23 protein-coding genes are annotated in these 25,991 nt (G+C 62.7%); 19 read left to right on the top strand and 4 right to left on the bottom strand.

What is annotated here, in order from left to right:
• The 4 genes from K7H91_RS09035 (at position 1) to K7H91_RS09020 (ending at position 4,917) form a co-directional block, all read left to right on the top strand.
• Entirely contained in the window at positions 1-777 is a 777-nt protein-coding gene (locus K7H91_RS09035) for an amino acid ABC transporter ATP-binding protein (protein WP_230719898.1), read from the top strand.
• Between the two features lie 132 nt (positions 778-909).
• Positions 910-2,088 carry a trans-sulfuration enzyme family protein gene (locus K7H91_RS09030; RefSeq protein WP_230719897.1) on the top strand — a complete coding sequence of 393 codons (1,179 nt, stop codon included), beginning with the start codon at positions 910-912 and terminating at the stop codon, positions 2,086-2,088.
• Positions 2,089-2,131: 43 nt separating this feature from the next.
• On the top strand, positions 2,132-3,538 hold the full coding sequence (locus tag K7H91_RS09025) for a M20/M25/M40 family metallo-hydrolase (RefSeq protein ID WP_230719896.1): 1,407 nt from the start codon (positions 2,132-2,134) through the stop codon (positions 3,536-3,538).
• A gap of 47 nt (positions 3,539-3,585) precedes the next feature.
• Positions 3,586-4,917, top strand: coding sequence for an NAD(P)/FAD-dependent oxidoreductase (locus K7H91_RS09020; protein ID WP_230719895.1), 1,332 nt, complete (start codon positions 3,586-3,588; stop codon positions 4,915-4,917).
• Positions 4,918-6,002: 1,085 nt separating this feature from the next.
• Here the strand turns inward: K7H91_RS09020 and K7H91_RS09015 are convergent.
• Positions 6,003-6,791 carry a class I SAM-dependent methyltransferase gene (locus K7H91_RS09015; RefSeq protein WP_230719894.1) on the bottom strand — a complete coding sequence of 263 codons (789 nt, stop codon included), beginning with the start codon at positions 6,789-6,791 and terminating at the stop codon, positions 6,003-6,005.
• Positions 6,792-6,905: 114 nt separating this feature from the next.
• Between K7H91_RS09015 and K7H91_RS09010 the strand changes: the two genes are divergently transcribed.
• From K7H91_RS09010 to K7H91_RS25545, 4 genes are read left to right on the top strand one after another with little or no spacing between them, the layout of a single operon-like run.
• Positions 6,906-8,042, top strand: coding sequence for an ABC transporter substrate-binding protein (locus K7H91_RS09010; protein WP_230719893.1), 1,137 nt, complete (start codon positions 6,906-6,908; stop codon positions 8,040-8,042).
• Between the two features lie 9 nt (positions 8,043-8,051).
• On the top strand, positions 8,052-9,119 hold the full coding sequence (locus K7H91_RS09005) for a FecCD family ABC transporter permease (RefSeq protein ID WP_230719892.1): 1,068 nt from the start codon (positions 8,052-8,054) through the stop codon (positions 9,117-9,119).
• Positions 9,113-9,868 (top strand): ABC transporter ATP-binding protein, encoded by a 756-nt coding sequence (locus K7H91_RS09000; protein WP_230719891.1) that lies wholly within the window; start codon positions 9,113-9,115, stop codon positions 9,866-9,868. The genes K7H91_RS09005 and K7H91_RS09000 overlap by 7 nt, the downstream gene beginning before the upstream one ends.
• Before the next feature lie 18 nt (positions 9,869-9,886).
• A complete protein-coding gene (locus K7H91_RS25545) occupies positions 9,887-10,012 on the top strand; it encodes a hypothetical protein (protein WP_269066110.1) in 126 nt (41 codons plus the stop codon).
• 322 nt (positions 10,013-10,334) lie between these two features.
• On the opposite strand, the gene K7H91_RS08995 is transcribed toward K7H91_RS25545, so the two are convergent.
• Entirely contained in the window at positions 10,335-11,276 is a 942-nt protein-coding gene (locus K7H91_RS08995) for an alpha/beta fold hydrolase (RefSeq protein ID WP_230719890.1), read from the bottom strand.
• Between the two features lie 121 nt (positions 11,277-11,397).
• Between K7H91_RS08995 and K7H91_RS08990 the strand changes: the two genes are divergently transcribed.
• On the top strand, positions 11,398-11,838 hold the full coding sequence (locus K7H91_RS08990) for an RrF2 family transcriptional regulator (RefSeq protein ID WP_230719889.1): 441 nt from the start codon (positions 11,398-11,400) through the stop codon (positions 11,836-11,838).
• A gap of 381 nt (positions 11,839-12,219) precedes the next feature.
• Here the strand turns inward: K7H91_RS08990 and K7H91_RS08985 are convergent, their stop codons facing one another.
• Positions 12,220-13,032: an SDR family NAD(P)-dependent oxidoreductase gene (locus K7H91_RS08985; protein ID WP_230719888.1), complete on the bottom strand. Its 813-nt coding sequence runs from the start codon at positions 13,030-13,032 to the stop codon at positions 12,220-12,222.
• A 101-nt stretch (positions 13,033-13,133) separates the two neighbouring features.
• Here K7H91_RS08985 and K7H91_RS08980 point away from each other — a divergent pair, with 101 nt between their 5' ends.
• The 3 genes from K7H91_RS08980 (at position 13,134) to K7H91_RS08970 (ending at position 17,027) form a co-directional block, all read left to right on the top strand.
• Complete coding sequence (locus tag K7H91_RS08980; protein ID WP_230719887.1) at positions 13,134-14,027, top strand: LysR family transcriptional regulator; 894 nt, start codon at positions 13,134-13,136, stop codon at positions 14,025-14,027.
• Positions 14,028-14,249: 222 nt separating this feature from the next.
• A complete protein-coding gene (locus tag K7H91_RS08975) occupies positions 14,250-15,302 on the top strand; it encodes an AI-2E family transporter (RefSeq protein ID WP_230719886.1) in 1,053 nt (350 codons plus the stop codon).
• A 162-nt stretch (positions 15,303-15,464) separates the two neighbouring features.
• The gene (locus tag K7H91_RS08970; RefSeq protein WP_230719885.1) at positions 15,465-17,027 is read left to right on the top strand and encodes an ABC transporter substrate-binding protein; all 1,563 of its coding nucleotides are present in this window, start codon (positions 15,465-15,467) and stop codon (positions 17,025-17,027) included.
• Positions 17,028-17,099: 72 nt separating this feature from the next.
• On the opposite strand, the gene K7H91_RS08965 is transcribed toward K7H91_RS08970, so the two are convergent.
• A complete protein-coding gene (locus K7H91_RS08965; protein ID WP_230719884.1) occupies positions 17,100-17,996 on the bottom strand; it encodes a LysR substrate-binding domain-containing protein in 897 nt (298 codons plus the stop codon).
• Between the two features lie 92 nt (positions 17,997-18,088).
• Between K7H91_RS08965 and K7H91_RS08960 the strand changes: the two genes are divergently transcribed.
• From K7H91_RS08960 to K7H91_RS08930, 7 genes are read left to right on the top strand one after another with little or no spacing between them, the layout of a single operon-like run.
• The gene (locus tag K7H91_RS08960) at positions 18,089-19,198 is read left to right on the top strand and encodes an NAD(P)/FAD-dependent oxidoreductase (RefSeq protein WP_230719883.1); all 1,110 of its coding nucleotides are present in this window, start codon (positions 18,089-18,091) and stop codon (positions 19,196-19,198) included.
• Positions 19,179-19,463: a (2Fe-2S)-binding protein gene (locus K7H91_RS08955; RefSeq protein ID WP_230719882.1), complete on the top strand. Its 285-nt coding sequence runs from the start codon at positions 19,179-19,181 to the stop codon at positions 19,461-19,463. Before K7H91_RS08960 ends, K7H91_RS08955 begins: the two co-directional genes overlap by 20 nt.
• Complete coding sequence (locus K7H91_RS08950; protein ID WP_230719881.1) at positions 19,463-20,833, top strand: NAD(P)/FAD-dependent oxidoreductase; 1,371 nt, start codon at positions 19,463-19,465, stop codon at positions 20,831-20,833. The genes K7H91_RS08955 and K7H91_RS08950 overlap by 1 nt, the downstream gene beginning before the upstream one ends.
• Positions 20,830-21,951, top strand: a complete 1,122-nt coding sequence (locus K7H91_RS08945; protein ID WP_230719880.1) for an NAD(P)/FAD-dependent oxidoreductase — start codon at positions 20,830-20,832, stop codon at positions 21,949-21,951. The genes K7H91_RS08950 and K7H91_RS08945 overlap by 4 nt, the downstream gene beginning before the upstream one ends.
• A complete protein-coding gene (locus K7H91_RS08940) occupies positions 21,948-22,889 on the top strand; it encodes an ABC transporter permease (RefSeq protein WP_230719879.1) in 942 nt (313 codons plus the stop codon). The genes K7H91_RS08945 and K7H91_RS08940 overlap by 4 nt, the downstream gene beginning before the upstream one ends.
• Complete coding sequence (locus K7H91_RS08935; RefSeq protein WP_230719878.1) at positions 22,886-23,764, top strand: ABC transporter permease; 879 nt, start codon at positions 22,886-22,888, stop codon at positions 23,762-23,764. The genes K7H91_RS08940 and K7H91_RS08935 overlap by 4 nt, the downstream gene beginning before the upstream one ends.
• The gene (locus K7H91_RS08930) at positions 23,761-25,614 is read left to right on the top strand and encodes an ABC transporter ATP-binding protein (protein ID WP_230719877.1); all 1,854 of its coding nucleotides are present in this window, start codon (positions 23,761-23,763) and stop codon (positions 25,612-25,614) included. Before K7H91_RS08935 ends, K7H91_RS08930 begins: the two co-directional genes overlap by 4 nt.
• The last annotated feature ends 377 nt before the right edge of the window (positions 25,615-25,991 follow it).

Below are 25,991 nucleotides of genomic sequence, written 5' to 3'. Positions count from 1 at the left end.
ATGGAAGCAAGGAGCTATGATTTCTGCGTCGAGATGCAGAACATCCACAAATTCTACGGCCACGTGCACGCGCTCAAGGGCGTGGATATCAAGGTCCGCCAGGGCGAGGTCTGCGTCGCGATCGGGCCATCCGGCTCCGGCAAATCGACGCTTCTCAGATGCATCAACCAGCTTGAGAGTATTTCCGCCGGCCGGGTGTTCCTGAAGGGCGAACTGCAAGGCTACACGGAACGCGAAGGGCGCTTCCATCCGCTGTCGCCCGCGCAGATCGCCGCCCAGAGGCGTGTCACTGGCATGGTGTTCCAGCGGTTCCACCTGTTCCCGCATATGACGGCCATCGAAAACGTCATGGAAGGCCCGCGTCACGTCAAGGGCTGGCCAAGGGAGCGGTCCCGCAAAAAGGCCCGCGAACTGCTGACCCGGGTGGGGCTTGAGGGCTTTGAAAACCGCTACCCCGCACAGCTTTCGGGCGGCCAGCAGCAGCGCGTCGCCATCGCCCGGGCGCTCGCCATGGAGCCGGACGTCATGCTGTTCGACGAGCCGACCTCGGCGCTCGACCCCGAACTGGTCGGCGAGGTTCTCGATGTGATCAAGGACCTGGCGCGAAGCGGCATCACCATGGTCGTCGTAACCCATGAGATCGGCTTTGCGCGTGAAGTCGGCAATCATCTGGTTTTTATGGACCAGGGCCAGATCGTCGAGGAGGGCGTTCCGCGGACAATGCTCGCCAACCCGCAAAACCCGCGCACGGCAGCGTTCCTTTCCAAGGTGCTCTGACCCGCGCTCAAGGAAACAGAGGGCGGTTCGCCGCCCCGTCGAAATGCACATGACTGTAATCTCCGTCAGCCCAGCTGACGCTTGGACGGGAACAGGCCCTTGAAGCCCTCCGCTCCGGGAAAGGCCTTTATCATGAATGATCTCACCCAATGCGTCCTGACCCCGTCCGTCCCGACGGAGGGCTTTTCGCCGCTCGGCGTCGGCGTCCATCGCGCCTCGACAATCGTGTTTGCCGACGCGAAAGCCTATGCATCGCGCCTGGAGCGAGGCCATGAAGGTTATGCCTACGGCCTCTACGGAACGCCGACGACACGCACGCTCGAGGCAAAGCTCAGCGAGCTTGAAGGCGGCGCATGGACGTTCCTGGCGCCGTCGGGCCAGGGCGCCAATGCCCTCGCGGTCCTGCCGTTTCTTTCGGCAGGCGATCATATACTGATCGCCGACACCGCCTATCCCCCGATGCGCGACCTGGCTGAAACCGACCTCCGGCGGCTCGGCATCGCGGTCGATTTCTTTGATCCGCTTTCGACTGCGGATGTCGCCGCCAAAATACGAGAGAATACCCGTATCGTCTGGTGCGAGAGCCCGGGCTCGACGACGATGGAGGTGCTCGATCTCCCCGCCATCGCTGCGATTGCGCACGCCCGCGGCGCGCTCGTCGGCGTCGACAATACCTGGGCCACGCCGCTCAACTTCAAGCCGCTCGCCCATGGCGCAGATATCGTCACCGAGGCGCTCACCAAGTTCGTGTCGGGCCATTCCGACGTGCTGATGGGCTCGATCACGGTCAGGGACGAGGCGCTGATCCACCCCGTCCGCGCCCTGATCGGCAGGATGGGTATCGGCGTCTCGCCGGACGATGCCTCGCTGGTGCTGCGCGGCTTCGAAACGCTGGGCGTAAGGCTGCGCCACAGCGAACGCGTGGCGCTCGATTTCGCGCGCAGGCTCGAGCGCCATCCTCTGGTCCAATCGGTCCTGCATCCCGCCCTTGAGAGCTTTCCCGGACACGCGCTCTGGAAGCGCGATTTTCTCGGGTCGAGCGGTGTCTTCAGCGTGGTGTTCTGCGCCGCGGCCACGCCGCATATCGCCGCGGCCCTGAATGCGCTTGAGATTTTCGCAATCGGTGCCTCCTGGGGTGGCACGCGCAGCCTCGCGGCGCCGATGTCAGTCGACGGATTTCGCAGCGCGACGTCGTGGACGGGACCGGACATCATTCTTCGCCTGAGCATCGGCCTGGAGGACGAGCGTGAGCTCTGGGACGACATAGAACGGCTGCTCGCCATGCTCGAGAAAGCCCAGCGGGCGGCATGAAGACGCACCAGTGGCGACCCAAACGGCCAGACGGGGAATCGACGTGACAGACACCGAAAAAATGCTTCGCAACATCGACGACAATCTCGATTTGTCGATTGCCAAACTGCTCGAACTGATCGCGATCCCCTCGATTTCCAGCGACCCGGAAAGCGCGGCGGACATTCTCCGCGCCGCCGCTTGGCTTTTCCAGGAACTGGTGTCGATCGGGTTCGAGAGCGAGATCATCGAGACCGCCGGCCATCCCGTCGTGCTCGCCCGCGCCGGCGGCACCGGCAAAGCCGGACGGCTGCTGTTTTACGGGCATTACGACGTCCAGCCGATCGGCGAGCGCGCGCAATGGAGCCACGCCCCGTTTTCCCCCGAGCTGGTCGAGGAAGACGGAAAGACGCGCTTCTACGGTCGCGGCGCATCCGACAGCAAGAGCCAGCTCTGGACCTTCATCGAGGCCTTGCGCGCCTGGAAGGCCGTCAAGGGCGATTTTCCCGCCGAGATCGTCATTCTGCTGGAAGGCGAGGAGGAATCCGGCTCGGCAAGCCTGCCGGCCTTCATAGACGCCCATCGCGAAGCGCTCGCCTGCGACGTGGCCTTCATATGTGACGCCGAGATGTGGTCGCCGACCGAACCGGCGATCACCACCCGGCTCAAGGGCCTCGTTCACGAGCGGGTGACGGTGGCAACCCCCAATCCCGAGCTCCATTCCGGCCTGTTCGGAGCGGTCGCGGCCAATCCGATCCGCATTCTCGCTGCCATCCTCGCCGGGCTCCATGATGATGCCGGGCGGATCACGATCGAAGGCTTCTACGACGGTGTGGAAGACATTCCGGCGGGCCTGCGCGCGGATTGGCGGGAATTGTCGCGCCAGACGGCGCTTTTCGACGAGGTCGACCTCGCCGGCGGGATCATCGAGGAGGGCTATACCACGCTGGAAGCCATGTGGGGCCGCCCGACCATCGACATCAATGGCGTGACCGGCGGCAATCAGGGCCCGGGCGAACGATCCGTTCTTCCGGCCACGGCAACGGCCCGGCTCTCCTTCCGCCTTGTGCCCGGACAGGACCCCGACCGGATCCGCGCGCGTTTCCGAAGTCACGTCGAAGCGCGTGTTCCCAAGGGCTGTTCGGTCTCGTTCCATGGCGATGGCGGAAATTCGGCGGTGGCGCTTGCCGAAGACAGCCCGTATCTTGCCGCCTCCAGACGCGGCCTCGAAACCGAATGGCAGCAACCGACGCGGCTGATCGGCTCCGGCGGCGCCATTCCGCTGGTTCAGTTGTTCAAGGATATGCTGGGCGCCGAATGCGTGGTGATCGGCTTCATCCTGTCTGGCGATGCGATCCACGCACCTGACGAACATTATGATGTCGAACGGGTTCTGAGGGGCGCGCGAAGCTGGGTGCATATCCTCAAGGAACTGGAAAAGCTGCAGAAATCCACGGCGGCAAAGATCTGAGCCCGCCGGAATTTTTCCGAACGCTCAAACCGGGGAGATACGTCTATATGGGTCCCGCGATACTTCCGCTATTCGAACCACCCGCCCTTCCCGATACCGCCGAAACCGTGGTGATCGGCGGCGGGATCATCGGCGTCTCGGCGGCGCTGCAGCTGGCCGAGAAGGGCCACCCGGTCACTCTTGTGGAAAAGGGACAGGTCGCCGCCGAACAGTCGAGCCGGAACTGGGGCTGGTGCCGGCAGGGCCGCCGCGATCCGCGCGAACTTCCTCTGATCCGCGAAAGCCTGGCGATGTGGCGCGGCATGGCGGCCCGCATCGGCGCCGATGTCGGTTTTGCGACCTGCGGAACCTTCTTCGCCGCCCGCGACGAGGCGCTGACCGAAAAATACGAGACCTGGGTCAAAACCGCGGCCGAGGCGGGCATTGCCGCAAGCATGATCGGCCCGGACGAGATCGCGCGACGCCTTCCCGGCGACACGTCGCCCCCGCCCCGCGCGCTCTTCTGCCCGGGCGATGGCCGCGCCGAGCCGCAATGGGCCGTGCCGCGCATGGCGATGGCCGCGCGGCGCATGGGCGCGACGATCGTGACCGACTGCGCGGCGCGCGGCATCGAAACCGCCGGCGGGCGGGTGACCGGCGTGGTCACCGAACAAGGCGTAATCCGCTGCAACGCCGTCATCGTGGCCGGCGGCGCATGGACGCGCCGGATCCTTGCCGACCTCGATATCCGGTTGCCGCAACTTGCCGTGCGCTCCTCCGTTTCCCGCACGCAGGCCATGACAAGCAACGGCCCCGACGTGAATTTCTGGGACGGCGTGCTCGGCGTCCGGCGGCGCTCGGATGGCGGCCTGACCGTCGCCAATGCGCTTTCCAACACGGCGCCGATCACGCCCGCCCATTTCCGCTACATGATGGACTACATCCCGCTCCTGGAAATGGAATGGCGCCATATCGCGCTCCGGTTCGGGCGCGATTTCTTCGAGGCGCTTCAGCGCGAACGGCATGTACCCTATGATCGCCCCTCGCCCTACGAGGCCTGCCGCATCCTCGACCCGGCGCCCGACATGCGCTTCATTCGCACCGCCCATGCCGAGCTCAAGCGCCGGTTCCCGGCGTTCGGGAACACAAAGGTCGTGCAGGCCTGGGCCGGGATGATCGACGCAATGCCCGACACGATACCGGTGATCTCCGACGTGCCCGCTATCGGCGGATTGGTGGTGGCAACCGGATTCTCGGGCCATGGCTTCGGCATCGGCCCAGCCGCAGGCAAACTCGCGGCGCAACTTGCGACCGGAGAACAGGCCTTCGTCGACCCGCATCCCTTCCGTCTGTCGCGCTTTGCCGACGGAAGCCGACCGCGTCCTTATACGGGTGTTTGAGTGGCGTTCCGGCACGAACGGGATCAACAGCAGGACTGCGATGAGGACCTGCCACTCGCTTGCACCTGCCTCAATTATCCGCGAAACGAGGGTCTGGGGCAGTTGATGAACCGTGAACAACCGTGGCAACCGCTGGGGCTCTTCACCTAGTCGGTCGCGATGTCGTCAACACGGAACTGTGTCGTGACCTGCCTGAGCATATTGCAAAGCGTGCCATCAACCCGGTCGAGCCATAATTCGAAAGCCGCGTGGATCGCGGCAATCTCCACGGCGGCCGCGAGACTTGGTGCAAAGTGCGTTGCAGGATCTACACCCCGTCCATTGCCCGATTTCGGCGGCGTCCATGTCGGACTTGCCTCTCCACAACGCATATTTGTGCCAGCTCAGGCCGACATCGCCGGTATGATGCACAGGCCTGAAGCGGCGCCTTGCCGGCACTATCCCAGATGGAAACGGCGCATTCGCGGGCAATGGCGGTCATCACACGAGGGTTTGGCTTTTCAATTCTCGAAAGGATCCCGATAGCGTTAAATACCAAGGGACAGTGATTAGAACTCATATGACCGGAGCGATTTTGAAAGCCGGTCAGCGAAAACCGCAGTCGTAGCCATAGCTACGGCGAGGATTTCGACGCCCTCGGGGACCATCCCAGCGTGCATCATATGGGTCCTAATCACTGACCATTGGTATAAAGGCGACCTCCGGAATCCAGCCCCAGCACAGGCGGTTGACCGCTGAAGCTTCACACCTCAGTTTCCAACAAACCGACAATCTGATTTTGGGGTGGAGGGGCTGACAAGTCAGCGCTCCGCTTGTGAACTTCGAGAGGGACATGATGTTTGTACGACCGTTGTGCCTGCTAAGCGGCGCGCGATGCTCAATTTGCGGAAAAGTCGCTTTCATCTTGCTTGAGCGTCGCCATCATACTCTTTCTGCTTATCCCAAGTGGTCATAGTCGAGTGCTGCCATCAGTCCGATGCGAAAGGCTCTGTTGGCCGCAGGCGTTCTTTTCAACGTTCGCTCCGGCCGGGGCGCGCCGCCTCTCGTTTTGATCAGAGAGGGCAGAACCCAGCAGCGGCTCGATCCTATCGGTGTGGCTTCTCGGCGCAGATGGCGAAGCGTTCCTGGAACATTCGGTCGAGGCCGCGCATCACAGGCATCTTGCGGGCCTGCGCCCAGTGGATATCGGTGAGCTTGCGGTCGATCACGACGTTTTCGAAACCGGCGTCCTCCAGCAGCGCGGCAACCGCGGTGGCCGGCATTTGGTCAGAGAAATAGACCCTCGCCCTGATATCGCGAAGCCACTCTGCCATATCGGCATTGAGCGGACCGGAAAGCTCCTTACCGGTCATGCGGGTCCAGTACGTCTGCAGGCCCTTCACCCAGGTCGTCTTGCCCATGTTCCCATCGACGATCAGAACCTTTCCGCCGGGCTTGAGCAGCGAGAACCATTCCCGAAACGCTGCCGGCGGATCGACCAGCGTCCAGACCAGATGTCGGTTGGTGATCACGTCATAGGTTCCAGGTTGCTCCAGCGTATTTTCCGCGTCTCCCGTGATGAACCGTATATCTGCCTTGCGGCTTTCCGCCTTGGCGCGCGCGAGAGCGAGCATGGTATCGGACCAGTCCAAGCCGGTGACCGAGAAGCCGAGGTCATGCAACAGATGCGAGATCACCGCCGTTCCGCAGGCAAGGTCCAGGGCGCGGCGTCCCTGGCCTTCGCCGAGATGTTTTCGAATAAGTCGCTGCCAGCCTCGTCTTTCGGCATCCGAAAAAATCTCGTGGCCGACGCTCTGATCGAACGTTCCGGCTCTTTCCGACCAGTAGTCACGGATTTCGTCGCGGATGGAATAATTGCTCTTCGGCTCGTTCATCAGACACTCATGTCGCTCTAACACTTTGGAAAAGCTCTAAAACATAAAACTTGATTCAGCAAGTCATGTTTTATAAGCCTCAATTCATCCGATGAGATGAGGGAGTTTTCCAGAATGAATTTGGTGAGATTATTTGCAGGCTCAACGATCGCCGCCGCGTCCCTGTTGCCGCTTTCCGCCTTTGCCCAGTCCTTCACGGTTGAGGATGTGGCGGGTCGTGCGGTCAGCTTCGATGCACCGGTCGAGCGCGTGATCCTCGGCGAGGGCCGGATGATCTACGGGCTGGCCCCGATCGAGAAGGAAAACCCCTTCGCGAAGGTCGTCGGATGGCGCAATGACATGTATATGAATGACAAGGGCGGCTATTCCGCCTATGTCGCGAAATTTCCCGAAGCCGCAGACATTCCCTTCCTCGGCCGACTTTCCAATGGCACGCTTTCGATCGAGACCGTGGTCGATCTTGATGCCGACGTGCTGCTTCTGCCGATCGGCGACAAGGAAGCCGCGGATGAAATCGGGCTTGAGGCGACACTGGCGGAAACCGGCACGAAGATCGTCTATATCGATTTCCGCGAGCATATTCTGAAGAATACCGAACCGAGCCTTGAAGTGCTCGGCAAGCTCTTTGGACATGAGGAGCGCGCCGAGGCCGTCGCCGATTACTGGAACGCGCAGATGGCGCGGGTCACGGACACGCTGGAAGCGGCGCAACCTGAGGAGCCTGACGTCTTCATGTACCGCGCCGCCGGTCTGGTGGAGTGCTGCGGAACCTTCGGCCCGGACAATTTCGGTCTCATGGTTGACTGGGCCGGCGGCCACAATATCGGTTCTGATTTCCTGCCGGGCTATACCGGATCCATCAATGCCGAACAGGTTCTGGCGTCCAATCCCGATGTGATCGTCATCACCGGCGCCAACTGGTCCAATACGGAAGATGCCAGCGGCTTCGTCAATGTCGGCCCGGGCTCCGCACCCGCCGCAGAGGAAAACAGCGCGGTGCTGCAGACGCTGATGGAGCATCCGGCCTTTACCGGATCCAAGGCGGTGGCGAACGACGATGTCCATGCGATCTGGCATCAGTTCTATACCAGCCCGTACCAGTTCGTTGCCGTCCAGCAGCTTGCCAAATGGTTCCACCCCGAGCTTTTTGCCGATCTCGACCCGGACGCGACATTTGCGGAGTTCCACGAGAAATTCCTGCCGATCGACTACCAGCCGGGCTACTGGGCTGACATCAAGCCGGCGCAGTAGGCCGAAATCATGGTTGCTTCGATAGACATGATCGAGGCTGAAGCGGGGGGCGCGCGATATCGCGCGCTTGCCCGGCGCAAGCTGCTGATCCTCTTCGGACTTTCGGCGCTTCTTTTCCTGTCCTTTGCGATCGACCTCGCCTGGGGGCCGGCGCGCTACGGGCTTGGCGAGGTGCTCACAGCGATCTTCAGCCCGTCATCCGTCTCCGTGCAGGTCCGCACCGTGGTCTGGGATATCCGCATGCCTGTCGCAGTGATGGCGATTGTGGTGGGGGCGGCCCTCTCCCTCGCGGGCGCGCAGATGCAGACCATCCTCGCCAATCCGCTGGCGAGTCCCTTCACGCTGGGCATTTCCGCCGCCGCAAGCTTCGGCGCTGCGCTTGGCATCGTCACCAGTATTTCGCTCGTCCCCGTCGCCGCCGGCATGCTTGTTCCCGTCAACGCCTTCATCGTGGCGCTGGCCGCAACGCTCTTCATCCACTTCATCTCGCAACTGCGCGGGGTGACGGTGCAGACCGTGGTGCTGCTCGGCATCGCTCTGGTGTTTTCGTTCAATGCGCTTCTGGCATTCCTGCAATATCTCGCCTCCGAACAGGCGCTTTCCGCCGTCGTGTTCTGGACCATGGGCAGTCTGACCAAGGCGACATGGCCGAAGATCTGGGTGACGCTTGCGGTTCTGGTGCTCGCCGTGCCGCTGTTTGTCCGCAACGCCTGGGCCCTGACCGCGATCAGGCTGGGCGAGGACAAGGCCGCAAGCTTCGGCATCAATGTCCGCCGTATCCGGCTTGAAACCATGTTGATCATCTCGCTGCTGGCGGCCGTACCGGTCAGCTTCGTCGGCACGATCGGCTTTGTCGGACTGGTCGGTCCGCACATCGCCCGCATGATCCTCGGCGAGGATCAGCGGTTCTTTCTGCCGGGCTCAATCCTGTCCGGTGCGCTGCTTTTGTCCGTGACGTCGATCGTGTCGAAATCCATCGTTCCCGGCGTTGTTTTTCCGATCGGGATCATCACCGCCCTGGTCGGCGTTCCCTTTTTCTTCTCGCTCATCATCTCCAACAGGAGCCGTTCATGGTAGCCCTGCAGCTTCAATCGGTCGGCGCCTATCACGGCCGAAAGCTCTTCGTTGAAGATGTGACGACCCCGCCGATGAGGGCTGGAGAACTGGTTGCGGTCATCGGGCCGAACGCGGCCGGGAAATCGACCCTGTTCAAACGCATCACCGGCATTCTGAAGGGCCCGGGCGAAGTGCGCGTCGAGGGCTCCAGGACGAAGAATGCCATCAGCTACATGCCGCAGGACACATCGGCGAATGCCGTGCTGACGGTCTACGAGTCGATCCTTCTTGCCCGCAAGCAGGGAAAATCATGGTCGGTGAGCGACGAAGACACAAGGCTGATCGACGAGATCATGCGGGCGCTCAACATCGTGTCGATCGCCTTCCGCGATCTCGGCGCGCTTTCGGGCGGCCAGCGGCAGCTCGTGTCGATCGCGCAGGCGCTGTCGCGCGAACCGGACATCATGCTGATGGACGAGCCGACAAGCGCCCTCGACCTTCATCGGCAGGTCGAGGTGCTGGATTTCATGCGCAGGCAGGCGCAGACCCGGGGCATGATCGTCCTGATCGCGATCCATGACCTCAACCAGGCTCTGCGCTTTGCCGACAAGGTCATCGTGATCGAGAATGGTCGCATGCGGGCCTGCGGAACGCCCCGCGACGTCGTCACCGTTGACATGCTCCGCGCCGTCTACCGGATCGAAGCCCGCATTGAGAAATGCTCCATGGACTATGACCATGTGATTGTTGATGGAACTTCGATTACCTGAAGCACAAGGGAGGGCTGAATGGTGGGTGCAATTCCGCGCCTCGTGTTCAGCCTGATTACCGAAACGACCTTCGTCAGCGAAACGGAGACGCGTCGCCTGAATTACCGCTCTGTAGGCCATAAAAGGTGGATCGCGCGGGTTTAGTCAGCGCTCTCCGGAGAAACGATGTAGCGCACCTCCTTCGAGTGTCTCCAGGCATTGCAGCGATGAAAGTCGTCCGTTCCCGGCATAGGTCTCGGAGGCATTGCCAACAGGCAACCTGGTAATTTCGGACGCCTCGTAATAGGTCCAGAGCACGCCATAGCGTCGGCATAGGCTGCAGTTGCAGTCTGTCACCTCCGAGGGTTGGCGGCCAGGCTGATCACCACGGCCCCGCAATGACAGCTTGCTTTAAGCTGAAGAACTGAGCCCGTCATGGCAGTCTCCATTACTGATTTGCTCGATACAGCATGCCTGGCAGCGAAGGCTAGTCGTTGAAGACGACCGCAGCAAAGTCCTCAATCGCCTGCACCGTGGCGGCGGGTTTCTCCTCGGCCAGCCAGTGCCCGGAGCCTTCCACAATCACGGTTGTGATGTCCGTTGCGCCCTGCCTGGCGAAGGAGTCCTCCATGATGGGCAGCGCCCCGCCCGTCGAAAACTCGGCGCCGACCACAAGCATGGGCACCGTGAAGCGGGAAACCTGTGCCTTGAAGAACGCCGCATCCTCGTCAAAGGCGCGGTAGAGTTCAAAACCGGCACGCAGGCTTTCCGGCGTTTCATAGGCCTTGGCATAAACAGCGATGTCTTCGCGCGAAATCGCTTTGGGGTTCGCACTCACCTTGTTGATGAAATAGCCGAAATACGCTGCCTGACGCCCCTCTACCAGGGTCTCGGCCAGGCCGACCTGATTGTGAAAATCATAATGCCAGGCGTGCGCAGTGGCCGCGATGGCATCGGCGGGATCGAGCCCCGGGATTGGAACATCGAGGATGGCAACCCCGCTCAACGCGTCCGGATAGAGCCTGGCATAGGCATAGGCGACCATGCCGCCGATATCGTGTCCGACAACAAGCGGGTCTTTCAGACCCATATGATCTGCGAACGCCTTGACGTCGCCGGCAAGCGCTGCCTTGTTCCAGCGTTGGTTCGGCGCCGTGCTGTCGCCGATGCCGCTGAGATCCGGTGCATAGACGTGATAACCTTCGGCAAGGTCAGGGATAATTTTCCTGAACTCATCGGCGCTCTGCGGCCAGCCATGCAGCAGGACAATGGCTTTGTCGCCCGTTCCCGCAGCCAGATAGCGCACGGACTGGTCTCCCACCTGCACGGTCCGGTCCATGATCTGCGACCGTGCCGTCACCGGCGCGAGGCACAAGAGCGTGGCAAAGGCCAACAGGGCAAAACGGGCGATACTGGTCGATCTCGTCATCTGACGCTGCTCCATCGGGGTTTGAATTTGTGCGGCCTGATAAAGTCATGTATCTTCAAATGTACCATAACTGCACGCACGTCAATATCTCGTGCGTTCATTTGTTACGAAAGGAAACAGGATGCGCCAGGACAGCCGACTGCCGCGCGTGCTTCACGCCCTGCTGCACCTGGAGAGGATGCGAACGCCGGCGACGTCTGAGCTGATTGCCCGGATGCTGGGCACAAACGCGTCCGTTGTTCGCCGGACCATGGCAGGCCTGCGCCAGGCTGGCATCGTCGTCTCGGTCAAGGGCCATGGCGGGGGATGGTCGCTCGCAAGGCCGCTGACCGAGATATCGCTGCTCGACATCTATCAGGCGCTCGATGCACCCGCGCTTTTTGCCATCGGCATCGATGACGGCCAAACGACCTGTCTGCTTGCCCGTGCGGCAAATGACGCGACAGCAAACGCCCTTTTGAAGGCCCAGCAGCACTTCGAAGCGCATCTCAGAAGCGTCTCCGTCGCCGATCTGGCCTTGAATTTCGAGCAGAGCAGAACGGGACACAAAGGAAACGATTGAGGCAAGAACAAAGGCGACAACGCCTTGCAAAAGCAACCATCGCGGAATCTTCGGCCGAGCCAAAACGACAGTGAAACGGCAAGCGCTATCAGCAAGCGGTTCGTCCCTGACGTTCTGGAAACAGCGCGGCTTCATGGCAGTTGGAGCCTTGTTTGGCCCCGGTCACACAAAGACCTTTTGAGCAGTGAACCTCAGCCGATACGCATTACGTGCTGCCACGAAAGAGTAGGCGTCGGGCATCGCCGTCCGGCGCTGGTGAATGAAGGCGTTGATCGGCGCATTTTCTGTTGCGCAACGGCACTGGAACAAGCCCCACCGGAAAAGGGAGGCCCAGAGTTCGAGCCGTTTCAATGATCGGGACGGCTTTATCTTCAGATCGCATCAGTCGTAATCGGCTGACCGGGCGATCTCCTGCTGCAACTGAGCGACCTTTGCGCCGGCCCACTGCCGGGCGTCGTCGCCGAACACGAACCGCGACGGCGCCTCGTCCTGCGCGGCAAGCGCCACGATCCGTGCCGCGAGCCGCTTCGGATCGCCCGGCTGGTTACCGTTCGCGCCGTCGACAAACGCGCGATACTGCGCGATCGCCTCGGCATAATCCGGAATGTCGATGCTGCCGAAACTTGCAGACTTGCCGTCCATGAAGTCGGTGCGCAGCATGCCCGGCTCGACCAGCAGCGAGCGGATGCCGAACGGCGCCAGTTCCTGCGCAAAACCTTCCATCCATCCCTCGACCGCGAATTTCGACGCCGAATAGACCGCGCCCCCGCCATTGGAGACCAGCCCGCTGACCGACGAGATGGTGACGATCAGGCCTGCGCGGCGGCGACGCATATGGGGGGCGACCGCGCGCGCGACGTTCATCGTGCCGAACAGATTGACCTCGAACTGCCGCCGCACCGCTTCATCGGTAAAGGTCTCGAAGAAGCCCAGCTCGGCATAGCCGGCATTGTTGACCAGCACGTCGATCGCGCCGAACCGCTCGGCGGTCTCGGCCGCCGCCGTATTGGCGGCCTCGGCATCGGTGATATCGAGCGCGCGGGCGTGCAGGCGATCGTAGTCCCCGAAGGCCGCGCGCACCGCATCGGCGGAGCGCGCCGTCGCCACCACCGTTTCGCCCGCATCGAGCGCCGCGCGCGCGATCTCGCGTCCAAGTCCCCGGCTCGCGCCGGTCACCAACCAAACCTTTGACATCATCGTCTCCTTGCTCTTGTGCAGTCGTCGACTATGTAGCAATGCTAATGGATCAGCATAACCGCCTAATGAGTAATAGGCCCCAGTAGCAGGAATCATCAATGCGTCCGGATCAGTTCGGCGACCTCGCCATCTTCGCGGCAATTGCCTCCGACCGCAGCTTCACCCGCGCCGCGCGGCGGCTCGGCGTCACCCAGTCTGCATTGAGCCAGACCATGAAGCGGCTGGAGGACCAGCTCGGCTTTCGCCTGCTCACCCGCACAACGCGCAGCGTCGCTCCCACCGCCGCCGGCGAGCGCCTGCTCGCCACGCTATCGCCGGCATTGGCGGGGCTGGACGACGAGATCGAGGCGCTGTCCCATGCCCGCGGGGCCGCGATCGGCACGGTCCGGATCACGACGGGCAAACACGCCGCGGACACGGTGCTGTGGCCAATGCTCCCCGCCTTCATGCGCCGCCACCCGGGCATCGAGGTGGCGGTGAACGTGGAGGACAGCATGACCGATGTCGTGGCGGGCCGCTACGATGCGGGCATCCGGCTTGGCGAACGGCTGGAGAAGGACATGATCGCGCTCGCGGTCGGGCCTCCGCTGCGCGTCGCGGTGGTGGCAGCACCCGGCTATCTCCGCGACCATCCAACGCCGATGGAGCCGGGCGATCTCACCGCCCATCGCTGCATCGCCTATGCCGACGCGCATGGCAATCTGTCGCCCTGGTCATTCGAACGTGACGGCCGCGCGATGACGGTCAAGCCAGGTCGCGGCCCGGTCTTCAACGATGGCGACCTGCTGGTCGCCGCCGCCCTGGAAGGTTTCGGCATCCTCTACATCCTGGAGGACCTGGTGGCGGCGGCGATAGCCGATGGCCGCCTCACCCGCCTGCTGGAGCCGTGGTGCGAGCCGTTTTCCGGCTACCACCTCTATTACCCCGATCGGCGCGGCACGACCGCTTTCGAACTGTTCAAGGAAGCGCTTCGCGCAGAAAGGGCTGTTTGAGGAATTGCAGGAGCCGGTTCTTTGGAACGGCAGCGATCCGGGCGGCCATTTTTGTCAACTGTTTTGTCGTGCAGCGCGCGCTGGCCGGCGCTATATTGTCGTCGCGGATTTAGACCGGGATGTTCATCTTCATCCGCTGCTAGGCGTCCGGCTGAATGCAGCCAAAGGTCCAGCTCGATGACAGGTCTCCAAGAAAACCCACGACCGGCGATGGGCGGTACAATGCAGCAAAGACAGGTTCAGCAGGCAAGTTTTGTAATTCTGACCGTGATTGCGTCTGTCGCCTTCATCTGGCTGATACGGCCCTTCTACGGCGCGATCCTGTGGGCGGTGGTGCTTGCAATCCTGTTCCATCCTTTCCAGAAAATGATCGCGGCCCGCCTGCAGCCGCGCAGGAATATTGCCGCGAGCATCGGTCTGTTTGTGTGCGTCTGCGTCATCCTGATCCCTTCAGCCTTGATCTTCATCGCCGTTGCCCGGGAGGCCGCGCGATTTTATCGCTTCATGTCCATGCATGATATCGATCTGCCCTCGGCCTTCGAGAGCCTACGCGCAAGGGCGCCGCCCTTCGTGCTGCAGGCATTTGACTTCATCCGCATCGGTTCCCTGGAGGAGCTTCAGGGGCGCCTCGACGCTGCGCTGGTGGAGGTCACGCAATGGGCGGCGCCGCAGGCCCTCGGGCTTGGCCAGGGCGCAATCCGGATAATCGCCAATGCCGGGGTGCTGCTCTATATCCTGTTCTTTCTCCTGCGCGACGGCGCAGCCTTGTCGGCAACAGTGCGAAAGTCCAGCCCGCTCACCCCGCGCCAGACGGAACAGTTTCTCGACAAATTCTCCCGGGTGATCACGGCGACGGTCAGGGGCAGTGTCGTCATCGCCCTGGTCCAGGGCACGATCGGCGGTATCGTTTTCTGGCTTCTGGGAATGGACGGCGCGCTTCTTTGGGGCGTCGTGATGGCGTTTCTGTCGCTGCTTCCGGTGATTGGCGCAGCCGCCGTCTGGGTGCCCGCCGCCTTTTACCTCCTGCTTTCAGGGGACGTCATCAAAGGGCTCATTCTGCTCGCGACGGGAATACTGGTCATCAGCCTCGTCGACAACCTGCTGAGGCCGCCTCTCGTCGGCAAAGGCGCCCGCATGCCGGACTATCTCATCCTGGTATCGACCCTCGGCGGCATCACGCTCATGGGTGTGAACGGTTTCGTCGTCGGTCCGCTGATCGCTGCGCTTTTCGTTACGGTCTGGTCTATGATGTCCGACAGCGATTCCTGGCAATAGAAGCAATGGCCGCATGTATGCCCGCCTCAGCAACGCAGCCGGACTTCAGTTGCCGGTCGCAGAACAGGTATATAACCTTTTCATATACATCCCGCAAAATATCGACTTTGACACTTATACCTTGAGCTTATTACCTATCTTCAAAACAAAGGAGAGGTGAATATGCTGAAGCATCGTAATAGCTCAATTTCGGGGGCGACGACCGCGCTTGCCCTGGTGATTGGAATGGCGGCGGGATCGGCTGGCGCGGAGACGCTGAGAGTCGGCATCGGTTCCGCCGATCTTTCAACCGCAGATCCGGCGCGGGCCACGCAGACACAAGATGTCGCGCTGGTCTCGTGGATGTTCAACGGACTGGTCCGCTTCCCGCCGGGCAGCGCCGATCCAGCGGCAATCGAGCCGGATCTGGCTGAAAGCTGGGAGACATCGGACGATGGTCTCGTCTGGACTTTTCATCTGCGCGACGGGGTGAAATTTCACGGCGATTTCGGCACGCTGACGGCCGATGATGTTGTCTACACCCTGAACCGGGCCAAGAACCCCGAGACCTCATCCTTCGCGAACGACTATGCCGCATTCGCAAGCATCGAGGCCATCGATCCGCTCACCGTCCGCATCACGCTGAGCGAGCCGGTGCCCGGCTTCCTGGGTCTCGTCGCCAACTATCACGGCGGCAATATCATCAGCCAGAAGGCGGCCGAACAGTATGGTGATGATTTCAAGAACCATCCGATCGGAACGGGCCCGTTCATGTTCGACAAGACGGTCACGCAGCAATCCGCCCATCTTGTCGCCTTCCCGGACTATTTCCGCGGCGCGCCCCAGATTGACGACATCGATTACGAGTTCATTCCCTCCGATTCCAGCCGGGAACTCGCCTTCCGCTCCGGCGAACTCGACCTGATCTATGGCAAGCGCGAGCAGCAATGGGTCGATCAGGCGAAATCCTGGGGCGATGCGACGATCGATATCTTCGCGCCCGGCGAATTCCGCACGCTGCATCTCAACATGAACCATCCGCCGCTCGACAATCTCAAGGTCCGTGAGGCCATCGCCCATGCGGTCAATGTCGATCAGCTGATCCAGTTCGTCGGCGCCGATGTCGCGCACAAGGGATGCTCGGTGGTGCCGCCAGGCTATCTTGGCGAAGACTGCGCGGCTGGCGGCTACAGCTATGATCTGGAGCTTGCAAAATCGCTACTTGCGGAGGCCGGTTTTGAAGACGGGCTCGAGCTCTCGGCGATCGTATCGTCCAGCTCATCGCAGCAGCCGGTCATGGAAGTGATACAGGCGCAACTCGCCGAAGCGGGCATCAATCTGGACATGCAGATCGTTGACCACCCGACCTATCATTCCCAGATCCGTCAGGATGCCAGCGATATCGTGTTCTATGGCGCGGCCCGTTTCCCGGTCGCCGACAGCTACCTGACACAGTTCTACGATTCCGCCTCGATCGTCGGCACGCCGACGGGGGTCACGAACTTCTCGCATTGCGATGTCGCCGATGCGGAAATCCAGGCCGCCCGCGTGGCATCCGATCCCGAGGAGCAGAAGAAGCTCTGGGCCGAAGCCCAGCAGAAGATCTTTGACGCTGTCTGCTCTGTCCCGCTGTTCGAGCTGATGCAGGTATGGGTTCAAACGGATGGGCTGGACCTCGGCTACGAACTGAAAGGTTCGCTGAACCTCGCCCCGCCGATCACCGAGAAAACGGCGCTGACGCGCTGACACTGCTGGCAGCCCGCTTCTCGCCAATCTGTCACAGTTCCGCCTCGCCCTGTTAGGGCGGGGCGTTTGCGTTCATGCCTCTAGCGAACGCGCCTGATTGTGAACTTCCTCGATGAACGCCGCCGCAAGCGCACTGTTGCGGGCGCGCACGGGTCTCAGGATATTGTATTCGAAGGTCAGGTCCGGCTCGAATGGCCGCGTCTCCAGCCTGTCTGCGGCAAACGCCATGCTGAGCGGGTCAGCGACCGTAACGCCGAGACCGGCTGCGACAAGTTCGGCGACATTCGGCGCTGTTGTGGCTTCGATAACGATATCCGGGCGAACGCCATGGGCTTCGAAGATTTCGTCCGTGCGCCGCCGCATCATGCCGGTCACTCCGAAAGCGATGAATGGTTGATCATGAAAATCCTCGGGCCGCAGCACCGGTTTTGCCGCCAGGGCATGGCCGCGCGGCAGCGCGGCGATGGCCGGCGGGCTTTCCAGCCGCTCCGTCTCGATCGACGGGTGCTCGACCGCGTTTATGACCAGCGCCGCGTCCAGCCGCCGCAGCAATACGGCCTCCATCAGAAATTGCGAGCTGCGCGATTCGAGCGACACGAAGACATCGGGATGTCGGCGGTGAAACGCCGCCAGCGCCCTGCTGACGAACGGCCCGGAAAGTGCCGGTAGCGTTCCGATGACCAGATGTCCACGATCCTCCCGGCGGATCGCCTCGACGGCGCGGGCAAGCTGGCGCACGCCGCCGAACACTCGCTCAACCTCTTCATAAAGCCGCATGCCGCGCTCCGTCGGCACCAGCCGGCCGCTCTCGCGTTCGAAAAGCTCCAGCCCGGTATCGGCCTCCAGCTCCTGAATGAGCTTGCTTGCGGCGGGTTGCGAGATTCTGAGAATTTCCGCGGCGCGGCTTACCGTTCCGGATTCCACGACGGCAATCAGTGCTTCGAGCTGCCTGAGACTTGGATCGCGCATCGGTATAACCTTTGTGAATACGTAGCCCAATTAAACGACTTTGACATTCTACCGTGGCTTCATAATCTGAACAAGCAAAGAAGGAGGCTCGGTTGGACAGCGAATTCATCGTCATTGGCGGCGGCATTGTCGGCGCGGCCCTGGCCTACGGCATTGCCGGATGCGGCAGAAAGGTGCTGGTGCTCGATGGCGAAGATCGCGACCTGCGCGCGGCGCGGGCCAATTTCGGCCTCGTCTGGGTGCAGAGCAAGGGCGCGAATGCCCCCGAATATCATCGCTTCAGCCGAAAGAGCGCCGATCTGTGGCCCGCCTTCGTGGAGCAACTGAGTGCGGAGACCGGCGCCAAAATCGACTACGAGCGCAACGGCGGGTTGATGTTCTGTCTCGGCGACGAGGAACTTGAGACGCGCGCTGCCGCGATCCGCCGCATGCACAACCAGCACGGCGACGCCGATACCGAGATGCTCGATCGCGTCGCACTCGAGCACCTGCTCCCTGCCATCAAGCTTGGACCTGAGGTTTCCGGCGCCAGCTTCTCGGCAGCCGACGGACATGTGAACCCTTTGCAATTGCTGGCGGCAATGCATGAGGGCATCACGCGGCGCGACGGGAAGATCAAGTTCCGCAGCAAGGTGAGGACGATTGTTCCACTCGACGGAGAATTTCGCGTGGAGACGGATGACGCGGGTTTTACGGCGGCGCGGGTCGTGGTTGCGGCAGGCCTTGCCACGCCGGCGCTGACCGCGCCGCTTGGCCTCGCCATCCCGATGCGGTCCGAGCGCGGCCAGATCCTGGTTCTGGAGCGGATGGCGCCGATGCTGCCCTATCCCGCAAGCGGGCTCCGCCAGACCGCGGAGGGCACGATCATGATCGGCGCCACCAAGGAAGATACCGACGACCGTGGCGTCAGCGTCTCGGCTTCGGTCCGGCTCGCCGGTCGCGCCACGCGGATCGTTCCCGCACTCGGCAGCGCCCGGCTGGTGCGCCAGTGGAGCGGCTTCCGCGTGCTGCCACCGGACGGCTCGCCGATCTATGCCGAAGCGACGGGTCATCCCGGCCTTTACGCCGCCATCTGCCATTCCGGCGTCACCCTTGCAGCAGCCCATGCCCGCATTGTCGGTCCGGCGCTGGCCCAGGGCGCCCTGCCCGCCGAGCTTTCGGCTTTTTCCAATGGAAGGTTCAATGTTCAAGACTGTGCTTGAAGCCCCCGACATGACCGTGACGGTCAACGGCGTCGAAACCCCGGCATGGAACGGCGAAACGGTTGCCGGGATATTGATGCGCGTGCCGAATGCCGGGCGCACCACCGCGATCAGCGGCACCCCACGCCTGCCCTATTGCCAGATGGGCGTCTGTTTCGATTGCCTCGCCATTATCGATGGTGTCGCCTCCAGCCAGGGTTGTCTCGTGCCGGCAAGGCCCGGCATGCGGATCGAAAGCCAGCGCGGCGCGCGGGAGATTGCGTAATGTCCCATGATGTTGCAATCGTCGGCGCGGGCCCAGCAGGGATGTCGGCCGCCGTGGCCCTCAGAAAGCACGGTCTCGCCGTTGTCGTCATCGACGAACAGCCGGCGCCCGGCGGCCAGATCTGGCGCGGGGTCGAGCGCAACGGCGATAGCAAACTGGCCCAGGCGCTCGGCGCGGATTATCGGAAGGGCAAAGCCCTGGCGGAAGCTTTTCGCAACTCCGGCGCGGATTATATGCCGCTGACGCAGGTCTGGCAGATCGAGGATGGCTGGTCGCTGTTCGTGACCACCGGCGGCAAGGCGCAGCGCCTTGAAGCGCGGACCCTGCTGCTGGCCAACGGCGCTCAGGAGCGCCCGGTTCCCTTCGAAGGCTGGACACTGCCCGGCGTGATGACGGTGGGGGCGGCACAAATCCTGCTGAAATCGGGCGGCATGCTGCCCGAAGGCAAGGTCTGGATCGCCGGCGCCGGTCCGCTGCCGCTTCTCTATGCCACGCAGATGCTCGACCTTGAGGGACGGATCGAAGGCTATCTCGACACCTCAAAGCGCCCCGGCCCGTCCGTTCTCCGCCATCTTCCCGGCGCGCTGCGCGACTTCGCCGGTCTTACCAAGGGCATGCGCTGGCTGCGGGCCCTGAAACGACAGGTGCGATTCGAGCGCGCGGCAAGCGGGCTGGCGGCTGCCGGCGAAAACCGACTCGAAACGATAAGCTGGCGCTCCGGCGGGAAGGCGCACACCGAGCCAGCCGATATTCTGCTGGTGCATGAAGGCGTGGTGCCGCGCGTACATGAAACCATGGCGCTTGGTTGCGACCATGTCTGGAGCGCAGACCAGGCCTGTTTCCGGCCGAAGCTCGACCGCTTCGGCGAAACCAGCCGCAAGGGCCTGTTCGTGGCGGGCGACGCCGGCGGCATTGGCGGCTGGGCCGCCGCCGCCGTGAAGGGCGAGATCGCGGCGCTTGGTATTGCCGGTGCGCTCGGCATCGCCGGAGACATCGAGGCGAAGCGACGGGATGCCGGGCTAAATGCCCGCCTTGACGCCGCGCTCGCCCTGCGCCCGCTGCTCGACGCCCTCTACCCGGCCCCGCCCCTCGACATTCCCGATGAGGCCATCGTTTGTCGCTGCGAGGAGGTTTCGGCAGGCCGTATCCGCGCCGCTGCCCGCTCGGGTCCGCCGGACCCCGCCGTCGCCAAGGCTGCGACGCGCTGCGGCATGGGCCCCTGTCAGGGTCGCCAATGCGGCTATGCGGTACAGGCGCTGATTGCCGAGGTCCACGATATTCCCCAGGGCGACGTCGCCTTCTTCAACATCCGCCCGCCGCTGAAACCGGTGACGCTTGGCGAAATCGCCTCGCTTGAGGAGGCATCATGAACGCCGATGTGCTTGTCATCGGCGGCGGTCTGCATGGCCTCAGCGCCGCCCTTCATCTCGCCCGACGCAAGGCGCGCGTGATCCTCGCCGAACGCCATTCGCTCGGGCGTCACGCCTCCGGCGCAACGGCGGCCGGCGTGCGCACCCTTGGCCGCGATCCGCGCGAACTGTCGCTCAGTCTCGAAGCCGCCGCGATCTGGCCCGAGATGACGGCGCTGGTTGGCGATGATTGCGGCTTCAAGGCCTGCGGTCAATTGCAGGTGGCCGAGGACGAAACCGCATTGGCGCGGATCGCGGAGCGCATCCGGCGGCTGAGCGAAACCGGCTATCATCACGAAAAGCTCCTCGACGCGCGCGAACTTCGCGAGATCGCTCCCGGCATTGCCGGCCACTGCGTCGGCGGCGCCTATGCCGCAACCGATGGCTCCGCCGATCCCCACCGCACCATTCGCGCATTCCGCGACGCCTGCCGCGCCGCCGGCGTCGACATCCTCGAAGCCTGTCCGGTGACAGCCATGCGAAGGCAGGACGCGAACTGGCTGGTGACGACCGGCCAGAGCGAGATTTCCGCGAAAACCGTCATTAATGCCGCCGGCGCCTGGGCCGACAGCGTGTCGGCGCTTGCTGGCGATCCGCAGCACCACGAAATCCGAACCTCGATGATGGTGGTGACCGAGCGCGTCGGCGGCACCTTGAAACCGGTGATCAGTTCCTTCGGCCGCAAGCTCTCGCTGAAGCAGACCCGCGAGGGCACGCTTCTGATCGGCGGCGGCGCCCAGGGACGTCTGGCCTCCGACCGGCAGACCGCAAGCGTCGACGCCCTGTCGCTCGGCAGCGCCGTCGGCGCGGCATGCCGGCTGTTCCCCGCGCTTGGCGACATCCGGGTGGTGCGGGCCTGGGCCGGAATGGAGGCGATGACCCGCGATCACCTGCCGGTGATCGGTCTGTCGCGGCGCGTCGATGGTCTTGTTCATGGCTTCGGCTTTTCCGGCCACGGCTTCCAACTCGTTCCGTCCGTCGGGCGCGTGCTGTCGGATCTGGCGCTTGACGGGTATAGCAATCATCAACTGGACGCGTTCGCCCCCGACCGCGCAGCACTTGAAAGGACGGCCGCATGATCCGATACGCGATCAGACGACTTTTGCTGGCGATCCCGACATTGATCGCGATGTTGACAGTGGTGTTCATTCTCGTCCGCCTCGTGCCGGGCGATGCCGCAATCGCCATGCTTGGCGACCGGGCAACGGAATCCTCGCTGCAGACGCTGAGAGCCCAACTCGGTCTCGATCAGCCGATCGGCGTGCAGTATCTGACCTTCATCACCGACATGCTGAAGGGCAATTTCGGGGTCTCGATGGTCACGGGCAAGCCGGTTCTGCAAGAGGTGGCCGTGGTTCTGCCCTATACGCTGGAGCTTGCAGCGGCCGCCATGGTGATCGGCTCGCTGTTCGGCATTCCGCTCGGCGTGCTTGCCGCCGTGCGACGCAATAAATGGCCGGATTACGCCAGCCGCATCCTTTCGCTGGTCGGTCTTTCGTTTCCGGGCTTCGTCTCGGCGATCCTGATGTTGCTTGCCTTTTCGGTCTGGATGCAATGGCTACCGGTGATGAGCCGGGCCTCCTCCGATCCGATCGAGCACATTCGCAATCTCATCCTGCCGGCGCTGAATCTCGGCCTGATCATGACCGCCTATATCGCCCGCGTCACCCGCTCCGCGATGCTGGATGTGCTGGGCGAGGACTATATCCGCACCGCCCGCGCAAAGGGCGTCAGCCCGCGCTCGCTGGTGCTCAGCCACGCGCTCGGCAACGCCATGATCCCGATCGTGACCGTGGTCGGGCTCTATTTCGGAACGCTGATCGGCAATTCGGTGCTGACCGAGATCGTGTTCACGCGGCCGGGCCTCGGCAAGCTCATCCTCGGCGCGCTGCAATCGCGCGACTACACCATGCTGCAGGGGCTGATGGTGGTGTTCGCCGCCTTCGTCATCCTGGTCAACACCGCGACCGATCTCATCTACGCCCTCGTCGACCCCAGAGTGAGTTACGCCCGATGACAGACGCTGCCATCAGCACCGCGCCCGTGCGCAAACCGTCAAGCGCCGTCCTTCAGGCGCTTCGCCGCAACCGGTTCTCCTGGATCGGCATCGGGCTGCTTGCCGCGATCATCTTCGCCGCAATCTTCGCCCCGCTTCTTTCCCCCTACGACCCTCTGAAACAGCACATTCTCGACCGGCTGCAAGCGCCGTCCGCTGATTTCTGGCTGGGCACGGACAGTTATGGCCGCGACGTGCTTTCACGCCTGCTCTACGGCGCGCGGATTTCGCTTTCGATCGGCTTCCTCTCGGTGATGGTCGCCATGGTTGTCGGATCGACCATCGGCATTCTGGCTGGCTATATCGGCGGTCTTTTTGACCAGCTCATCATGGGCCTTGTCGACGTAATGCTGTCGTTTCCGACGCTGCTGCTGGGGCTTATGGTCGCCGCCATGCTGGGCGCGAGCTTCGAAAACCTGATCATCGCCATCGCGATCACCGAGACCGCGCCCTTCGCCCGGATCGCCCGCGCGCCGACGATTGCGATCAAGCGCCGCGAATTCGTCGATGCCGGTCGTTCAATGGGCTTCACGCCGCTCAGGATCATGGGCGTCCATATTCTGCCCAATATCCTCTCCGACATCGTGGTGGTCGCCTCGCTGTGGATGGCGTCGGCGATCCGCACAGAAGCCTCGCTCGCCTTTATCGGCCTCGGCGTGAGCCCGCCGACGCCCACATGGGGCGGCATGATCCGCGAGGGCTTCGATAACATCCTCAATGCCTGGTGGCTGGTGGTGTTTCCCTCGATCGCCATCCTTCTGACCGTGCTCGCGCTCAACATCCTCGGCGACGCCCTGCGCGATGCCATAGACCCCAAGACGAGGAGCCAGTCGTGACCCCGTCCACCGTCCTTGCGGCCAATCCTGCCGCCGACCTGCAGCAACCCACGCTTTCCGTTCGAAACCTGACGACATCATTCAAGACCGGCGGCGGCTGGAAGAGCGTGGTGCGCGACATGTCCTTCGACATTGAGCCGCGCAAGACCGTTGCGATTGTCGGCGAATCGGGGTCCGGAAAATCCGTGACCTCGCTGTCGATCATGCGGCTGCTGGATCCCGAGGCAAGCCGCATCAAGGGCAGCGTGCTGCTCGAAGGCAAGGACCTCACCGCGCTCAGTGAAAGAGAGATGCGTCAGGTGCGCGGCAACCGGATCTCGATGATCTTCCAGGAGCCGATGACATCGCTGAACCCGATCTTCCCGATCGGTCGTCAGATCGCCGAGGCGCTGCTGGTCCACAGCGACATCTCGCGCGCCGAGGCTGAAAAGGAAGTCATCCATCTCCTGGAAAAGGTCCGAATTCCGAACGCCAAGAGCCGGTTGGATGCCTATCCCCACCAGTTCTCCGGCGGCATGCGCCAGCGCGTGATGATCGCCATGGCGCTCGCGGCAAAACCGAAACTCCTGATCGCCGACGAACCCACGACCGCGCTCGACGTTACCATCCAGGGCCAGATCCTCGACCTGATCAAGACATTGCAGGAAGAGGAAGACATGTCGGTGCTGTTCATCACCCACGACATGGGCGTGGTCGCGGAAGTGGCCGACGAAACCGTGGTGATGTTTCGCGGCGATGCAGTCGAGAAAGGCACTACTGCGGAGATTTTCCACCATGGCCGCCACCCCTACACCCGCGCCCTGCTCTCGGCCGTCCCAAGGCTTGGCTCGATGGCCGGCAGCATTCTGCCGCAGCGGTTTGCGCAGATCGATGTCGAAAGCGGCGCCGAACTGCCGGCAGAGCCGGTAACCGACACAGTCGCGGCAGACAGCAAGCCGATCCTTGATGTCCGCGCGCTGACCACGCGCTTCGACATCCATGGCGGCGGCATTCTCAACCGCAAGACCGGCGCGGTTCATGCCGTCGAGAACATCTCCTTCGATCTCTTCGCCGGCGAGACCCTGTCGCTTGTGGGAGAATCCGGCTGCGGCAAATCGACGACCGGACGCTCGATCACCCGCCTGGTGCAGCCGACCAGCGGTGAGATCACGGTCGACGGCTACGATGTAATGAAGCTCGACAATGCCGAACTCAGGAAGATGCGCCGCTCCGTCCAGATGGTGTTTCAGGACCCCTACGCCTCGCTCAATCCGCGCATGAGCATCGGCAACGCGATCATGGAACCGTTCATCCAGCATCGTCTCGGCAGCCGCGGTGACGCCAGCGACAAGGCCGCGGCGCTTATGCAAAAGGTCGGGCTGTCGCCGGACATGATGCAGCGCTTCCCGCACGAATTTTCCGGCGGCCAGCGCCAGCGCATCGCCATCGCCCGCGCCCTGATGCTCGATCCCAAGGTGATCGTCGCCGACGAGGCGGTCTCGGCGCTCGACGTTTCGATCAAGGCGCAGGTCTGCAACCTGCTGCTCGACCTGCAGCAGAGCCTCAACGTCGCCTTCCTGTTCATTTCCCATGACATGGCCGTCGTCGAGCGGGTCAGCCATCGGGTGGCGGTGATGTATCTCGGAGAGATCGTTGAAATCGGCCCGCGCGCCGCGATTTTCGAAGATCCGCAGCATTCCTATACAAAAAAGCTGATGGAGGCCGTCCCCCTGCCCGACCCAGCACGGCGAACGCTGCGACGCGGCATGTCCGTCGACGAGCTCAAGAGCCCGATCCGTCCGCTCGGCTACACAGTCGAGCCACGCCGCTATCGAACCGTATCCCCGGGTCATGTCGTGCAGGCGGAATGAGGCTCGCCTCTTCCTGAGTTGCCATAGTATCGGCCGCGAAGAAAAGAACCGACCCTTGGCGAAGTTGCGCTTTTCAACTTTTCAAAAAGTGCTCAATTGCCTCAAGCTGTCCAGACTTGAAGGGACCGGGACCGTCGTTGCAGGGTCGATCTCAGTTCAATCCCTGGTATTTCTGGAAAAAGCGATTCAGATTGGCAACCAAGCCTACGCGCTTGAGCAGGAGAACATTCGGCCGCACGCAAACGTTCTCCTGTGCTCTCGCCAAATGTCATCTTCCAGCTCTGCTCGATGAACCTACTGCCTAGAACATCAGCTTGGGCAGCCAGAGGGCAAGTTGGGGCGTGGCCAGCATCAGGGCGATCATTGCCATCAGCGCA

This window comes from Martelella mediterranea (assembly GCF_021021415.1).
In the GTDB taxonomy this organism is placed as follows: domain Bacteria; phylum Pseudomonadota; class Alphaproteobacteria; order Rhizobiales; family Rhizobiaceae; genus Martelella; species Martelella mediterranea_C.
Note: the sequence above shows the minus strand (reverse complement) of the source record. Positions and strands in the feature narration are given on the sequence as shown.

Excerpts from the sequence above, each read along its gene's own strand:
- K7H91_RS09035 (WP_230719898.1), top strand. The coding sequence starts at position 1 with ATGGAAGCAAGGAGCTATGATTTCTGCGTCGAGATGCAGAACATCCAC.
- K7H91_RS09030 (WP_230719897.1), top strand. The coding sequence starts at position 910 with ATGAATGATCTCACCCAATGCGTCCTGACCCCGTCCGTCCCGACGGAG.
- K7H91_RS09020 (WP_230719895.1), top strand. The coding sequence starts at position 3,586 with ATGGGTCCCGCGATACTTCCGCTATTCGAACCACCCGCCCTTCCCGAT.
- K7H91_RS09015 (WP_230719894.1), bottom strand. The coding sequence starts at position 6,791 with ATGAACGAGCCGAAGAGCAATTATTCCATCCGCGACGAAATCCGTGAC.
- K7H91_RS09010 (WP_230719893.1), top strand. The coding sequence starts at position 6,906 with ATGAATTTGGTGAGATTATTTGCAGGCTCAACGATCGCCGCCGCGTCC.
- K7H91_RS09005 (WP_230719892.1), top strand. The coding sequence starts at position 8,052 with ATGGTTGCTTCGATAGACATGATCGAGGCTGAAGCGGGGGGCGCGCGA.
- K7H91_RS09000 (WP_230719891.1), top strand. The coding sequence starts at position 9,113 with ATGGTAGCCCTGCAGCTTCAATCGGTCGGCGCCTATCACGGCCGAAAG.
- K7H91_RS25545 (WP_269066110.1), top strand. The coding sequence starts at position 9,887 with ATGGTGGGTGCAATTCCGCGCCTCGTGTTCAGCCTGATTACCGAAACG.
- K7H91_RS08995 (WP_230719890.1), bottom strand. The coding sequence starts at position 11,276 with ATGACGAGATCGACCAGTATCGCCCGTTTTGCCCTGTTGGCCTTTGCC.
- K7H91_RS08990 (WP_230719889.1), top strand. The coding sequence starts at position 11,398 with ATGCGCCAGGACAGCCGACTGCCGCGCGTGCTTCACGCCCTGCTGCAC.
- K7H91_RS08985 (WP_230719888.1), bottom strand. The coding sequence starts at position 13,032 with ATGTCAAAGGTTTGGTTGGTGACCGGCGCGAGCCGGGGACTTGGACGC.
- K7H91_RS08980 (WP_230719887.1), top strand. The coding sequence starts at position 13,134 with ATGCGTCCGGATCAGTTCGGCGACCTCGCCATCTTCGCGGCAATTGCC.
- K7H91_RS08975 (WP_230719886.1), top strand. The coding sequence starts at position 14,250 with ATGCAGCAAAGACAGGTTCAGCAGGCAAGTTTTGTAATTCTGACCGTG.
- K7H91_RS08970 (WP_230719885.1), top strand. The coding sequence starts at position 15,465 with ATGCTGAAGCATCGTAATAGCTCAATTTCGGGGGCGACGACCGCGCTT.
- K7H91_RS08965 (WP_230719884.1), bottom strand. The coding sequence starts at position 17,996 with ATGCGCGATCCAAGTCTCAGGCAGCTCGAAGCACTGATTGCCGTCGTG.
- K7H91_RS08955 (WP_230719882.1), top strand. The coding sequence starts at position 19,179 with ATGTTCAAGACTGTGCTTGAAGCCCCCGACATGACCGTGACGGTCAAC.
- K7H91_RS08950 (WP_230719881.1), top strand. The coding sequence starts at position 19,463 with ATGTCCCATGATGTTGCAATCGTCGGCGCGGGCCCAGCAGGGATGTCG.
- K7H91_RS08945 (WP_230719880.1), top strand. The coding sequence starts at position 20,830 with ATGAACGCCGATGTGCTTGTCATCGGCGGCGGTCTGCATGGCCTCAGC.
- K7H91_RS08940 (WP_230719879.1), top strand. The coding sequence starts at position 21,948 with ATGATCCGATACGCGATCAGACGACTTTTGCTGGCGATCCCGACATTG.
- K7H91_RS08935 (WP_230719878.1), top strand. The coding sequence starts at position 22,886 with ATGACAGACGCTGCCATCAGCACCGCGCCCGTGCGCAAACCGTCAAGC.